At 52.0% G+C, this 333-nt stretch carries 1 protein-coding gene; it reads right to left on the bottom strand.

What is annotated here, in order from left to right; translation table 11 throughout:
* Positions 1–333 (bottom strand): HNH endonuclease (locus LKK83_RS05795; protein WP_324629988.1); only part of this gene is annotated, 333 nt, incomplete at both ends.

The raw sequence follows: 333 nt of genomic DNA, 5'->3' as shown, positions 1-333 counted from the left end.
GATTGAGCCGAAGTCGATTGAACTTCGTTTGTCCGCCCGTTCCTGTGGTGACTGGAAGTCCTGTTGCTTTCAAAGCCTTGAACAATGCCCATCGGGTGGAGTTAACGGCAGCCGCATCCCTAAGTGGTGATTGGGTTTGCTTGAGGATGCGACCTAGCAAATCTGGCAGGCCCAATAAAAAATCCCGAATGTCCCCATTGCCTTTGGCTTGATTGCATGAGTGGCAAGCCAGGGTCAGGTTAGACAGCCGATCGGAGCCACCCTTAGACCGAGGCTGAATATGCTCAACTTCAAGGGGTACATTTTGAACTCCGCAGTAAGCACAGGTTCTGC

Source organism: Phormidium sp. CCY1219 (genome assembly GCF_035615515.1).
Taxonomy (GTDB): Bacteria; Cyanobacteriota; Cyanobacteriia; order Cyanobacteriales; family Laspinemataceae; genus CCY1219.
Note: the sequence above shows the minus strand (reverse complement) of the source record. Positions and strands in the feature narration are given on the sequence as shown.